The organism is uncultured Desulfosarcina sp., assembly GCF_963664155.2.
Lineage (GTDB): Bacteria > Desulfobacterota > Desulfobacteria > Desulfobacterales > Desulfosarcinaceae > Desulfosarcina.
In genome coordinates this window covers 1,604,346-1,618,594 of sequence record NZ_CAXXXH010000001.1, presented here as the reverse complement: position 1 = coordinate 1,618,594, position 14,249 = coordinate 1,604,346, and the positions used below count along the sequence as shown (strand labels likewise).

The window sequence follows — 14,249 nt, the reverse complement described above, 5'->3', positions numbered from 1 at the left end:
ATGAAAAATCGTTTGGGACAATTCCTTATTGTTGCCGTTGTCTGTGCGTTCATGGTCACCGGTACCGCCATGGCAGCCGATACCATAAAACTGGGTGTTGCCGGTCCTCACAGCGGAGACCTTGCCTCTTACGGTATCCCTACCATCAAAGCCGCGGAACTGGTGGTGAAAGACATCAATGCCAAGGGCGGTGTGCTTGGCAGACAGGTGGAACTGCTGGTGGAAGATGATGTGTGCAAGCCTGAAGTGGCCACCAACACCGCTACCAAGCTGGTTTCCGAAGGCGTCCACGTGGTGCTGGGCCACATCTGCTCCGGAGCCACCAAGGCCGCGCTGGGTATTTACAAGGACTCCAATATTCCGGTCATGTCGCCGTCTGCCACCAATCCCGCGCTGACCCAGAGCGGCGACTACCCCAACTTTTTTCGGACCATCGCTTCCGACGATGCCCAGGCGCGTCTGGAAGTGGACTTTGCGCTGGATGTCCTCAAGTTGAAAAAAATTGCCGTTCTTCATGACAAGGGCGACTACGGCAAGGGCCTGGCCGAGTTCGCCAAGGCATTCCTGGAAAAAGATCCCCGCGCGGAAGTGGTCTTTTATGAAGGCATTACCCCCGGTGCCGTGGATTACAGTGCCGTCGTGCAGAAAATCAAGAAAAGTGGGGCCGAAGCGGTCATTTTCGGCGGCTACCATCCGGAAGCCTCCAAAATTGTCACCCAGATGCGCAAAAAGAGAATGGACACTATCTTCATCTCCGATGATGGCGTAAAAGATGACACCTTCATCAAAGTGGCCCAGAAATACGCCGAGGGTGTATATGCCACCGGACCCAAGGATGTCTCCAGCAACCCCATGGCCATTGCCGCCAATGAGGCCCACAAAAAAGCCTACGGCGCCGATCCGGGCGCATTTTACCTGAATGCCTATTCCGCAGCTATCGCGCTGCTCAACGCCATCGAGCAGGCCGGCAGCACCGATTATGCTGCGGTGACCAACGCGCTTCGGACCAAAGACGTGGAAACCCCGCTGGGTAAAATCCGCTTTGACGATCGTGGTGATGCCATCGGTGTGGGCTTTTCCATGTACCAGGTCAAAGATGGTGCTTACGTCGAGCTGAAATAGCGGGAGCGGTGTCACGACCATTCAGGGGACAGACAACGATGCGTCTGGCCCCTGAATTTTTATGAGGCAACCTGCCACCGCCCGGGCGATTATTCACTCGGCGGCATCTCTTCACCCAAGATGGTTTTTTGATATGGACTATTTTTTCGAGCTTTTTCTGGGCGGGCTCACCCGGGGCAGCATCTATGCGCTGATCGCCCTCGGTTACACCATGGTTTACGGTATCGTTCAACTGATCAACTTTGCCCATGGCGAAATCTACATGATCGGTGCCTTTACCGCCCTGATCGTGATCAGCGTACTCACCATGCTGGGCTGGAACCAGATCGCCATCCTGCTGATTGCCGCCGGTGCCGCCGTGGTTTATTCGTCGGCCTACGGCTATACGATGGAAAAGATCGCCTATAAGCCCTTGCGCCAGGCCCCCCGGCTGTCGGCCTTGATCAGCGCCATCGGCATGTCGTTGTTTCTGCAGAACTATGTGCTCCTGGCGCAGACCTCGGATTTTCTGCCATTTCCTGCCTTGATCCCCGATTTTGAATTCATGGAACCGATTGCCCACATCATCGGTTCGCCGGAGCTGGTGATTCTGATTACCACCACCATCGTCATGGTCCTGCTTACCTTCCTGATTAAGTTCACCAAGATCGGCAAGGCCATGCGGGCCACGGCCCAGGACCGGGATATGGCCCAACTGGTGGGCGTTGACGTCAACCGGGTGATCTCGGTGACTTTTATTATCGGGTCCGCTACGGCAGCCATCGGCGGGGTGCTCATCGCCTCCCACATCGGCCAGATCAATTTCTACATCGGCTTCATCGCCGGTATCAAAGCCTTCGTGGCGGCCGTATTGGGGGGGATCGGCTCCATACCGGGCGCGGTGCTGGGCAGTCTGGTGCTCGGATGGACCGAATCGTTTTTCACCGGATATATTTCCAGTGATTACGAGGATGTGTTTGCCTTCGTCTTCCTGGTCCTGATTCTGATTTTCCGGCCGGCGGGGATTCTGGGACGTTCGACCTCCGAGAAAGTATAAGGTTTTTTTAGAATACGACCGGCGTCATCACTTACCGCCGGTCACCATGTGGATTGAGATAGAAACGCCTATGCTTGCAAACGAACTGAAAAAATCATTTCTGGCCTCCCTATGGTTCATGTTTTTGACCTTCCCCATCATGGTGATCCGCGTCAACACGGTGGAAAACATCATCCAGTGGCGTTGGGCCAACCTGTTTTTCGTGGGGATCGGCAGCTTTGTTTTGTCTGCACTCTGGCGCTACCTGATCCGGCGAAAGGAGCAGGGAATCCACCGGACGGAGGTCGATGGTATTGCCCGGGTGACCCTGAGTCAACGATTGCTGGGCGACCGTCGATTCACCATCCCGGCCCTGATTATTACCACCATTGCCGCCCTGGTTTTCCCCTTCGTCTTTTCCATTTACCAAACCAACATCATGATTACGGCCCTGATCTATGTCATGCTGGGTCTGGGCCTGAATATCGTGGTCGGTCTTGCCGGCCTGCTGGATCTGGGCTACGTGGCCTTTTATGCGGTGGGTGCCTATTCCTACGCCCTGCTTAACTACCATTTCGGATTGGGATTCTGGACGGTACTGGGCATCGGTGGCGGACTGGCGGCTATGTTCGGCATTATACTCGGTTTTCCCGTGTTGCGGCTCAGGGGTGACTACCTGGCTATCGTCACCCTGGGCTTCGGTGAGATTATCCGGTTGATTCTGGAGAACTGGAATGCATTTTCCTTCGGACCCAGCGGCATCGCCAATATTCCCCGCCCGGGATTGTTTGGCATAGATTTGGATATCGAGCAGGCGACCATCTACGTCTATTTCCTGATGATCGCCATGACCCTGTTCACCATCTTTGTGGTCAACCGGCTGCAGAATTCAAGGATCGGCCGGGCCTGGATTGCCCTGCGTGAGGATGAGGTGGCCTGCCAGTCCATGGGTATTGATAAGCGCAAGACCAAACTGATGGCTTTTGCTTTGGGCGCTACCTGGGCCGGTTTTGCCGGTGTGGTGTTTGCCGCCAAAACGACGTTTATCAACCCGGCCAGCTTCACCATATGGGAATCCATCAACGTGCTGTGCGTCGTTGTGCTGGGCGGCATGGGATCGATCGTGGGGGTTATCGTCGGTGCTTTTATCCTGATCCTGCTGCCCGAATACCTGCGCTTTTTATCCGAATACCGCATGCTGGCTTTCGGAACGGTGCTGGTGATGATGATGGTGTTCCGACCCGGCGGCATCGTGGAAACGGTGCGGCGGACATACCAATACAAAGAGACCGATCACTAATGAACGGGAAAAAGGTTATTACCTGAACAGATATGGATATGGAACCGATACTCAACGTAAAACAGCTGACTATGAATTTTGGCGGACTCAGGGCTCTGGACAACGTCGATCTGGATGTTCACCAAGGGGAGATCGTGGCCCTGATCGGCCCCAACGGTGCGGGCAAGACCACCTTTTTCAACTGCATCACCGGGATTTACGATCCCAGCGGGGGAGACGTCCTGATTTCTGCGCCAAAAAAGGGCAAAACCCAACGGATCAACGGCCTCAAGCCGAACCGGGTGACGGAAAAAGGGCTGGCCCGGACCTTTCAGAATATCCGACTGTTCCATAACATGACCGTTCTGGAAAATGTCATGATCGGCTGCCATTGCCGCATGAAAGCCGGCATCTTGGGTGCGGTGCTCAGAGGGGTCTCCACCCGCCGGGAAGAGAAGGCGGTGGTTCAAAAAAGCTATTCGATCCTGGAAAAGATCGGGCTTGAAAAATATGTCAACGACTTTGCCAAGAACCTGCCTTACGGCGCCCAGCGGCGCCTGGAAATTGCCCGCGCCATGGCCACGGATCCCTTCATGCTGCTGCTGGACGAACCTGCTGCCGGCATGAATCCCCATGAGACCCAGGATCTGGATGATCTCATCATCAGAATCCGCGAGAACGAAGGGATTTCGATCCTGCTTATCGAGCATGACATGAAGCTGGTCATGAGCCTGTCGGACCGCATTTTCGTCATGGACTACGGCAAGAAGATCGCCCAGGGCACACCGGCAGAGATCCGGAAGAATCCGGCGGTTATCAAGGCCTATCTCGGAGAGGAAATCGATGCTTAGCCTCGTTGATATTCATACTTTCTACGGCAATATCCAGGCGCTGAAGGGCGTCAGCCTGGAGGTGAAAGAGGGGGAGATCATTACCCTGATCGGTGCCAACGGTGCCGGCAAAACCACGACCTTGATGTCCATCTCCGGGATCGTGCCGCCCAGAACCGGGGATGTTCTTTTCATGGGGGAGGCCATTACCCGGGTGAACCCCGACAAGATCGTTTCCATGGGCATCAGCCAGGTGCCGGAAGGTCGGCGGATTTTCCCTTATCTGACCGTGCTGGAAAATCTGGATATGGGAGCGTTCTTGAGGGATGACAAGGATGGCGTTAAATCCGACCTGGACTATGTTTTCAGCCTGTTTCCCATCCTGGCTGAACGGCGCAACCAGGCCGGCGGCACCTTGAGCGGCGGCGAGCAGCAGATGCTGGCCATTTCCCGAGCCCTGATGGCCCGCCCCCGGCTGCTTTTGCTCGACGAACCCTCTTTGGGGCTGGCCCCGTTAATCGTAAAACAGATATTTGAAATCATAAAAAAAATTAACAGCGAAAACAACACCACTATTTTCCTCGTGGAACAAAACGCCAACCTTGCCCTGAAGGTCGCCCACCGGGGTTACGTCATGGAAAACGGCCGGATCACCCTTTCCGACGCCGCTGACAGGCTGCTGGCCAATGAAGATGTGAAAAAGGCCTACCTGGGAATTTAGTATCGCAGCCTTATGATTTAGACCCGAATGGAAAAAAGTTGCTCACTGGGCGGCTACCGTCCGTTGGATATTATGCCTGCAGCATTGGTCGACGGGCCAAATCCCCCGAGACCAAATCCGCTTATTTTTGTTGGCTTCCGGTCCTTGACAGGCTGTCAGAAAAAAACTATAGAGTATTCTACCTATACTCCATATGGTTCATCAGTATGATAACTAGTACAGTATATAGTGGTTATGATTGCTTTTTTGAGAGCATTGGGCAGGCTCTTGAATAGGAAACCTATTTCGTGATGTGGTGCAAATGCCATAGTTCCTGATGAACGATTTTCACACCGGGAAGATCTATACCCGCACTTGTTATTATCTAACTCATTTGAATTATATATAGAATTGTTCATATAAGGCCGTTTCGGCATTATATTTGCTAAAAAGCCTCTTAAGTTCGACGCGAGGCGTTGCAACTGGTTGGTAAACCCTTACTCATGTGAAATGCCATGAACCCAGAAAATCAACACCCGAATATGCTTTTTCCTTTGAACGACGTTGTCGTTTTTTTAGTTACCGTGGTTGTTTTTACCTTCTTGCTGACCGCCGCTTGTACGTTTTCTAAAAAATCTGAAATGATAACTTATGCCATCCCTGTACTGGCCATGCCGCAGCCACCGAAATCTCTTGAACCTGCAATGGAAACCGAGCCCGCTCAACCCGGGATTGAAATGGCCCTGGTGTTGCCGGCGGTTGAAGTGATCTCGGTAGGCGCTGAATCCCCCGCGGAAAAATTATTGGTGCCGGATAGAGCGCTTCCGCGAGAACAAAACCCCTTTCACGGAATTATTGTTCAGGTAGCCGGACGATACGAAGTGGACCCGAGCTTGATCCGGGCAATTATCTTTGCCGAATCCGGGTACAATCCCCGGGCAAAATCCAAAAAAGGGGCCCGCGGACTGATGCAGCTCATGCCGTCCACCGCCAAATCCCTGGGTGTTGAAGATATCTATGATCCGGAGGAAAATATTGATGGCGGCGTCCGCTATTTCAGGTCGCTGCTTGACCGGTTCGATGGTAATGTGCAGCTGGCCCTGGCTGCTTACAATGCCGGTTCACGCCACGTTCGAAACTATGATGGAATCCCTCCGTTCAAGGCCACGCGGCGTTACATCAAAAAAGTGCTCAAGTTTCACGAGAAGTTCAAAATGCAAAAATCAGCCGGTTCCCGAAGGCTGGCCTGACGCTTAGTGCCCCTGTTGGTAAATACGGTTCCTGCCAACCTATCCACGCCTGAAAGCCTTCCCCCTTTTCCCGCAATCAATTTCGCCGATAAAAAACTATTGGCATCTGTGAACCGATAGCCTATAGTGCCTCTCTTTTTTACCTGCCATTCAATTTTAAAATGAGGTTATTATGAGAAAGTTCTGGTGGTTTATTCTGATTGTGCTGACGCCCGTGCTCGCGTGGGCTGAAGGGGGGCACGGGGCTTCCGCATCGGCGGATCTGACCGGTACGGCATACGGCTATCTGGGTGTCATTATTTTCGTTTTGGCTTATGCGCTGGTACCCTTGGAAAACTCGATCCATCTGCGGAAAAGCAAACCGGTGCTTCTGGCTGCCGGCATTATCTGGGTGCTGCTGGCCATTGCCTACATTCGTATCGGAGACACCCATACGGCTCACGAGGCGATCAAGGAAAGCCTTTTGGAATATGCAGAGCTGTTTTTATTTTTGCTGTCTGCCATGACTTACATCAACGCCATGGAAGAGCGCAACGTTTTCCAGTCCCTGCGGGCGTTTCTGGTGTCCCGGGGACTTTCCCTGAGGAGGATCTTCTGGGTGACCGGCGCCCTTGCATTTTCCATATCCCCCATCGCCGATAACCTGACAACTGCCCTGTTGATGGGGGCCGTGGTTATGGCCGTGGGCGGAGACAACAAGAAGTTCGTGGCCCTGGCCTGCATCAATGTGGTGGTTGCCGCCAATGCCGGCGGGGCCTTTTCACCTTTCGGAGACATCACCACCCTGATGGTATGGCAAAAAGGGAAGGTTCAGTTCAATGAATTTTTTAACATTTTCTTTCCCTCTCTGATCAACTGGCTGGTTCCCGCGGTGGTCATGAGTCTGGCCATCGAAAAACGGGTGCCCAAACCCATCGATGAAAATGTGGAGATGAAATACGGGGCCAGGGCTATCATGGCTTTTTTTCTGGCAACCATTGCCACGGCGGTCTGTTTTCACAATTTTCTGCACCTTCCTCCGGTGGCCGGCATGATGCTGGGGTTGGGGTTCCTGGGGCCGTTGTCTTACCACATCAAGCTTCACGAAGGACGTTCGGAGCGTTATCCCTATATATTGGGCGCCCGAGGCGCCGAGTCCGTTTATCCGATTACCACCATTGTCAAGAGCAAGCTGGACCTGTCAGCCATCATCGAAAAGATATCCCTGCCGGCTTTTACCATCGATACCAATCACATGATTACTTACTGGAACAAGGCCTGCGAAACATTTACCGGACTGACGGCACAGGAGATGGTTGGCACCCGCGACCAGTGGAAACCCTTTTACGAAAGCGAACAGCCGGTGATGGCCGATCTGGTGCTCAACTATTTGCCGGAAAAGATGATCGAGCAGCACTATGAGGGCAAATTCAAACGCAATGAGTATATCGACGGCGCATACGAGGCATCCCGATTCGTGCACACATTGGGAAAAGAGGGGCGATGGGTCTCTTTTTCGGGGGCGCCGTTAAAGGATGAGGCCGGCAAACTGGTCGGGGCCGTGGAAGTGCTGCAGGACTATACGGACAAGAAGGCCGCCGCCCAGCATTTCGATCTGATGAAGAAAATCGCCCGGGCCGAATGGGACACCCTGTTGTTCTTTTACGGTGTGATTCTGTGTGTCGGGGGGCTGGCTCAGTTCGGCTACCTGACCGCCATCTCCAAGTTCATGTACCTGGATCTGGGAGCCACCTCGGCCAATGTGATTGTTGGGCTTCTGTCCGCTGTTGTGGACAACATCCCGGTGATGTTCGCCGTGCTTACCATGGATCCGGCCATGTCCCATGGCCAATGGCTGCTGGTAACCCTGACGGCCGGCGTCGGGGGAAGCATGTTATCCATCGGCTCAGCCGCCGGCGTCGCCTTAATGGGCACGGCCCGGGGAACCTATACTTTCGGCGCACACCTGAAATGGACACCCCTCATTTTACTGGGGTATGCGGCAAGCATTGCCTGTCACCTGTTCGTTAATGCGCGGTTGATGTAGAAGCCGCTTCAGGGCATGAAAAGTGAAATGCGCGTCGGCCGTATTGAGGTTGCGAGGCGTAAGGATGTCCGGGGCGTACGGCAACTGTGCGGTGAGTGAGGTCATGGGGGAACTCCTTGGTTATGGGGTCTGCTTGGGGTTCCAGCGCACCATCAGGGGCGACGTGTTCGCTTCCCAGGTGCCTTTGGCCCGGTTGCGTCCACGGCTGAAGGCCAGGTAGCTGTAGCGGCCGTAGTGAGGGATTTTTACAGATGCCTGATCGGCGGCATCCGGGGAGAGCGGGTGCAGCAGGGCGACCACATTCCTCGGATGGCCGGGATGACGGGCCACGAAGAACAGCACGTCTGACGGTCCGTCGAACCTTTGCCCAGCCAGTTCAAAGGCGTTGACTGCCAGCGCCATGTCGCGGGGAAGCAGTTGGACCGACTCCGGGTTTTCGGGCAGGCCGATGAACAGCAAATTGTTTCCGGCTGCATCTTCCGCAGTGAAATTCGCTTCATCAATGGTACGGATCGGCTCAACGCCCATGGCCTGGACAAAATGCCGGGCGATGGGGCGGCCACGTCGGCCCATCCGCCTTGCAATCACCAGCACGACGGCGGTTGATCCCTTCAGGGTGTTGACGGTAGGGGGAATTTCCTCCGGGGTGAGCTGCCTGAAGATCTGATAATCGGGGTCAACGGTGAGCACACGGGGTCGCGTGTCGCTGGCTATTTCAAATTTCGATTGTCGGCCCGACAGGTGAATCATCTGCTCGATGGGGCCGCCTTCGGTGTTGAGGGCCAGCTTCAGCGTGACTTCGAAATAGGGTTTTTTCTGGGTCAGGCGGCCGGTCGTCCGGTATCCATGGCTGCCCGGTTCCTGGCGGACAGCTTCCAGTCGTATGTGCGGGGCACCCGGTCGTTCGACCCACTGCCGGAAAAAACCTTCAAAGATCTTCCGGCGTGGTGTTCGAAGATTTGCCGCAGATCCTTCCAGGAGGCGCGTTTGAAAAGAAAATTCCGGTAAAGATCCCGCAGTGCGGCCCAAAACGCAGCGTCTCCCACTTCCTTTCGCAACATGTGAAAAACCATGGCGGATTTGTCATAACCCACGGCTTTGGTGGCCGGGTCGGTTCGGGATTGAAAACGGCTGAGGGGAAAATCGGTTGCGGGTGACACCAGTGACGCATAGTTGCGCAGGGCCTGGCGGCGGTAGTCCGCTGCCGCATCGGGCGACGCCTGCTCCTTGTTCAAATAATCGGACGTGTATGACGTCAATCCTTCGCACCAGTTTCCCGAAGCGAAATCCACCAGCACCCCGTTGCCCCACCAGTTGTGGACAATCTCATGGGGCAGGCTCGTTTCCGGGATAAATGGCAGTCGCAGGACCCTGCCCCCCATGAGGGTATAGGCGGGGAAACCGTAACCCGTGGGGAAAAAGTTCTCCACCACGGCAAACCCGTCAAAGGGATAGGTTCCGAAAAGATCGCTGTATCGCTTCAGGTAGCGCAGGGATGATTCCAGGTAACGCGGCGCCAGCTGTTGGTTTTCCATAAAAAAGTAGGTGGCGGCAGTCATGCCATTCAGTGTCTGCTGTTCGACCACATAGGGTCCGGCGGACAGGCTCAGGCCTTCCAACGGGTTGTCGATGCGCCAGCGGCTGATGGTCCTCGTGTCCTGGCGCTCGATGCCCAGCAGCCGGCCGCCGGTGACCGCAACGGTATCCGCAGGACCGTCCACATGAAGTTTAAATGACTCGCGTGCATCGGCCATCTGGGGGTACCAACCCGCACCGGACAGGATGAAGGTCCCCAGCGCAGAGATCGTACCGCTGACCCCGAATCCCGGGTTGTCGGTATTCTCCGGGCGCACCGGCACAGGATCGTCAAACCTGCAGGTATAATGAAGGTTCAGATTCACATTCAGGGTGGATTCGCTTCGATCCGGATTCAGGGCCAACCGTCCCCGGGAAAAGGTGTAAGGGTGCTCTCGGCCGTCTATACGAACGGAGTGAATGCGGGCGCGGGGAGACAGAAAAAACGCTACGGAGCCCCTTTCCGCTTGTTCGATCCGGATCCGGTCCCGTCCTTCCAGTTCTGATTTTCCGGGAAACAGGGAAATGGATAGATCGTGGTGGGCGTTTGAACCCGTTGAAATCTTTGCACCGGCGATGCCATGCACTCCGGTCAAGACCAAAAGGTAAATCAGAGCCAAGCGGAGAAAGGGGATTGTTTTTCGTCTCACGGGGTCTCTCCCGATACGTGGGCCATGCCGGGTTTTCCAACAATCGAAGTGGACATGCGCTGCCAAAAAACTTAAGCGTTCCTGCGCCAAAAGCAATCCTCAATGAATTTTCCTTTTTCCACCGAGTGGATTCATGGTAAGGCTCCGGAGTATGGAGAACACGGTATACCATGAACTGGCCAACCATCTGGATCGACTCCCCGGAGGATTCCCATCCACCCCGGACGGCGTCGAACTGAAAATATTAAGGCATCTGTTCACGGAACTCGAGGCCCGCTTGGCCTGTTGTCTGACATTGATCCCGGAGACGACCCCGGTTGTCGCCTATCGTTGTGGGTTAAAGGAGGATCTGGCGGGAACGATGCTGGAGGCCATGTGGCATAAGGGGCTGATTCTGAAGCACGCACCCAAAGGAAAATCGCCCCGGTACCTGGCTTCCCAGTTTGTGGTGGGCATCTGGGAGTTCCAGGTCAATCGTTTGGATCCCGAGTTGGTGGCGGACATGGCCGCTTACATCCCGGTGCTTTTTGATGCCGACGCCTGGCGACGCGCCCCGCAGATGCGCACCATCCCGGTGAATCGGAGCATCGATCCGAAGCTGCCGGTTCTGCCCCATGAAGGGGCGGCAGCCTTGGTTCGCAACAAAGACCATTTTGTGATCTCCCCCTGCATCTGCCGAAAAGAACAGCGCATGGCCGGCCACGGCTGCGACGGCCCACTGGAAGCGTGCATCTCTTTTGGCGATGCCGGCAGCTATTTCGTTAAATCGGGCATCGGGCGTCCGGTGGACCGTCAGACGGTGCTGGATCTTTTTGAGCGCGCGGATCGTGCCGGGCTGGTGCTGCAGCCCAGCAACAGCCGGGACCCGGCGTGGATCTGCTGTTGCTGCGGGTGCTGCTGCGGTGTGCTTCGAACTATAAAAACCTATCCGAAACCGGCCGAACTTGTGGCCACCCCTTTTGTCGCACGATTGCGTGCCGGGTTGTGCACCGGTTGCGGTATTTGTGTGGGGCGCTGCCAGATGGGTGCGCTGACGCTCAACGACAAAGCGGTTCAGTTGGACCCGTATCGCTGCATCGGCTGTGGATTGTGTGTCTCCACCTGCCCGACCGGGGCTCTCCGGCTAACCCGCAAATCGCGGTCACGGCAGCCTCGGGTTCCCGCGAACATGGCCACCGCCTTGTTGCGAACGGCCTGGAAACGGAAAAAAATAGGCCCTTTGCTGGTAGCGGCGGAAATCGGAAAATCCCAACGGGATCGCTACCTGTCGTCCAGAAGATCGAAACGGGATGCCTTGGAAAAGGATCGATGCCGGTGAAGACGTATCCCACCCGCCCTATTTCTGCAGTGACCGACGAGCCTTTTTGGAAAACGACGGCGTTGGACCAGATGAGCCGTGCGCAATGGGAAGCCCTGTGCGACGGCTGCGGGCGTTGTTGCCTGCAAAAATTTCAGGATGGCAAAACGGGAAAGGTAACTTACACCTGGGTCTCCTGTTACCTGCTTGACGTCCAGGCATGCCATTGCAGCGGCTACGGCAACCGGACCACCCTGGTTCCCGACTGCCTGATCCTGACCCCGGAACAGATCCCCCGCCTGCGCTGGCTGCCCAGAACCTGTGCCTACCGGCGGTTGTCCGAAGGCAGGGACCTGGATGCCTGGCACCCTTTGGTCTCCGGTGATCCGGAGTCGGTTCACCGGGCCGGTATATCCGTCCGGGACAAGGCTGTCTCAGAAGTATACGTCCACCCCGAGGATGTCGATTTTTATACCATCGGGTATCCACTCTGAAAAGTCGCAGGCACGGGAAACTTGCAGAGACCCGTCGGTGACATTTCCATATCGAAGCGCTGCTTTTGCTTTCAAGTGAAAAATGGCCGTCAGGATTGATCGTTCATATGATCGGCACCCTTCGACGGGTCTTGGGACTTGACATCTGGACGGCGTGTGGTAAGTACAGGCCAACTTTTCAGCTGTTTCATTAACCGATTGAAAAATAACGAAATTATATTTTCATTTCAAGAGCTTGAGATTAGACGTATCACTGCGGGTACAGCCGTAAAATATAAGAATGGAGCAGGTGATGACGGGTGTGATCATTACGACCTTAGGGGGGTTGGGTCTGTTTATCCTCGGTATGAAAATGATGACCGAGGGGCTTCAGATGTCGGCCGGAAAACGCATCAAGGCCATCCTGAGCGCGGTATCCTCCAACCGGGTGGTGGGATGTCTGACCGGTACTGTTGTCACGGCCATGGTTCAGTCTTCATCGGCAACTACGGTGATGCTCATCGGGTTCGTTACCGCAGGCCTCATGACCCTCCAGCAGGCCGTGGGAATGATCTTGGGGGCAAATATCGGTACCACGGTCACGGCCCAACTCATCGCCTTTAAGCTGACTGCACTGGCCCTGCCCGCTATTGCCACCGGTGTGGTGCTCAAGTATTTTACCCAACAGAAAAAAACCCGCTACATCGGTGAGGTCATCCTGGGCTTCGGCCTCCTTTTTTACGGGATGACCGTCATGAAGCATGGACTGGCACCGATCAAATCCCACCCGGACTTCCTGGCGGTTTTTACCCAATTCGATCCCAGTTCAGTCGGCGGGCTTCTTTTGTGCGTGTTCGTGGGGGCCGGGCTGACCATCATGGTTCAGTCTTCGTCGGCCACCATCGGTCTGACCATGACCTTGGCCAGCCAGGGATTGCTTACTTTTCCCGGCGCCATGGCCCTGGTGCTGGGGGAGAATATCGGTACCACCATTACGGCCGAGCTGGCCACCATCGGTTCCAACAACATCAACGCCCATCGGGCCGCCCGGGCCCATACCATGTTCAACGTCATCGGCGTGACCCTCATGCTCTGCGTTTTCCCCCTGTTTGTGAAACTGGTGGAAATGGTGACTGTGGGAATGGGGGCCGGCCCGGTGGACCAAGTGGTGGGCGATGAAGTAGTAAATATCGGGCGGTACATTGCCAATGGACACACCTTGTTCAACGTAATCAACGCTTCATTTTTTCTTCTGGTGCTGCCCTGGCTGATCAAAATTGCCATATTGCTCTCACCCAAGGAAGAGGAGGACATCGACTACTTCCGGTTGCCCAACTTTGGCGATCGCCTCATCGACACCCCCATTGCCGCCATCGTCGAAACCCGCAGTGAAATTCTCCGCATGGCCGAGACCGCCAAATACACCTTCAGAAAGACCGTGAAACGGCTTAAGGACAGAGATTACAAGAAACTGTCCAAGTGGCGGCAGGTGGAAAACCATCTGGACGACATGCAGCGGGAGATCGTCGCCTACCTCACCCGGATCTACCAGAGCGATGTAAGCGAATCCGAGGCCAAGGAGATCTCCAGTTTGATGCGGATGACCAACAACATCGAACGTGTCGGCGATTCCGTGGAAAATATCGCCCAGGCCATCGAGGATATGATTGAGGGTAATCTGACATTCACCGAACAGGCCATGGCGGATATGAATCAATTGGTGGACAAGGTTGCCGAGTTCATGAATCTGATTACTTCAGCCATGCGCCGGCGCCCCGCCAATTTCATGAATCAGGCGGACAAATTGGAAAATACCATCGATGCCATGCGCGAAAAATATCGTGACGACCACATCCAGCGGCTTCGCTCCTGTGAATGCGGCATCGATCAGGGACTGGTTTACGTCAGCCTGCTGACCAACCTGGAGAAGATCGGCGATTACTGCTTCAATATCGCCGAGGCTGTAGCAGGGAAAAAGTAGATCGCTCAACGCTGATCGCTGATAGAAGGGATAACTGCGGTTTCAAAGACT

The 14,249-nt window shown here is 55.0% G+C and carries 12 protein-coding genes; 10 read left to right on the top strand and 2 right to left on the bottom strand.

Annotated features, from left to right (window positions below):
* From ACHZBS_RS07340 to nhaD, 7 genes are all read left to right on the top strand, one after another.
* Positions 1-1,122 carry a branched-chain amino acid ABC transporter substrate-binding protein gene (locus ACHZBS_RS07340; protein WP_319405849.1) on the top strand — a complete coding sequence of 374 codons (1,122 nt, stop codon included), beginning with the start codon at positions 1-3 and terminating at the stop codon, positions 1,120-1,122.
* A gap of 133 nt (positions 1,123-1,255) precedes the next feature.
* Positions 1,256-2,158, top strand: a complete 903-nt coding sequence (locus tag ACHZBS_RS07335) for a branched-chain amino acid ABC transporter permease LivH (RefSeq protein WP_319405848.1) — start codon at positions 1,256-1,258, stop codon at positions 2,156-2,158.
* Positions 2,159-2,228: 70 nt separating this feature from the next.
* Entirely contained in the window at positions 2,229-3,437 is a 1,209-nt protein-coding gene (gene livM / locus ACHZBS_RS07330; RefSeq protein ID WP_319405847.1) for a high-affinity branched-chain amino acid ABC transporter permease LivM, read from the top strand.
* A gap of 38 nt (positions 3,438-3,475) precedes the next feature.
* Positions 3,476-4,267 carry an ABC transporter ATP-binding protein gene (locus ACHZBS_RS07325; protein WP_319409070.1) on the top strand — a complete coding sequence of 264 codons (792 nt, stop codon included), beginning with the start codon at positions 3,476-3,478 and terminating at the stop codon, positions 4,265-4,267.
* Complete coding sequence (locus ACHZBS_RS07320) at positions 4,260-4,967, top strand: ABC transporter ATP-binding protein (protein ID WP_319405846.1); 708 nt, start codon at positions 4,260-4,262, stop codon at positions 4,965-4,967. Before ACHZBS_RS07325 ends, ACHZBS_RS07320 begins: the two co-directional genes overlap by 8 nt.
* A 683-nt stretch (positions 4,968-5,650) precedes the next feature.
* On the top strand, positions 5,651-6,196 hold the full coding sequence (locus ACHZBS_RS07315) for a lytic transglycosylase domain-containing protein (protein WP_319405845.1): 546 nt from the start codon (positions 5,651-5,653) through the stop codon (positions 6,194-6,196).
* 172 nt (positions 6,197-6,368) lie between these two features.
* Entirely contained in the window at positions 6,369-8,222 is a 1,854-nt protein-coding gene (gene nhaD, locus ACHZBS_RS07310) for a sodium:proton antiporter NhaD (RefSeq protein WP_319405844.1), read from the top strand.
* Between the two features lie 120 nt (positions 8,223-8,342).
* Here nhaD and ACHZBS_RS07305 read toward each other — a convergent pair whose 3' ends face one another.
* Together ACHZBS_RS07305 and ACHZBS_RS07300 are read right to left on the bottom strand one after the other, a co-directional pair.
* On the bottom strand, positions 8,343-8,972 hold the full coding sequence (locus ACHZBS_RS07305; protein ID WP_319405843.1) for a hypothetical protein: 630 nt from the start codon (positions 8,970-8,972) through the stop codon (positions 8,343-8,345).
* Positions 8,973-9,043: 71 nt separating this feature from the next.
* Entirely contained in the window at positions 9,044-10,447 is a 1,404-nt protein-coding gene (locus ACHZBS_RS07300; RefSeq protein WP_319405842.1) for a M1 family aminopeptidase, read from the bottom strand.
* 151 nt (positions 10,448-10,598) lie between these two features.
* Here ACHZBS_RS07300 and ACHZBS_RS07295 point away from each other — a divergent pair, with 151 nt between their 5' ends.
* The 3 genes from ACHZBS_RS07295 (at position 10,599) to ACHZBS_RS07285 (ending at position 14,198) form a co-directional block, all read left to right on the top strand.
* Positions 10,599-11,765 carry a 4Fe-4S binding protein gene (locus tag ACHZBS_RS07295; RefSeq protein WP_319405841.1) on the top strand — a complete coding sequence of 389 codons (1,167 nt, stop codon included), beginning with the start codon at positions 10,599-10,601 and terminating at the stop codon, positions 11,763-11,765.
* Positions 11,756-12,238 (top strand): YcgN family cysteine cluster protein, encoded by a 483-nt coding sequence (locus ACHZBS_RS07290; protein WP_319405840.1) that lies wholly within the window; start codon positions 11,756-11,758, stop codon positions 12,236-12,238. The genes ACHZBS_RS07295 and ACHZBS_RS07290 overlap by 10 nt, the downstream gene beginning before the upstream one ends.
* Positions 12,239-12,530: 292 nt before the next feature.
* Positions 12,531-14,198 carry a Na/Pi cotransporter family protein gene (locus ACHZBS_RS07285; RefSeq protein ID WP_319405839.1) on the top strand — a complete coding sequence of 556 codons (1,668 nt, stop codon included), beginning with the start codon at positions 12,531-12,533 and terminating at the stop codon, positions 14,196-14,198.
* Positions 14,199-14,249 lie beyond the last annotated feature (51 nt).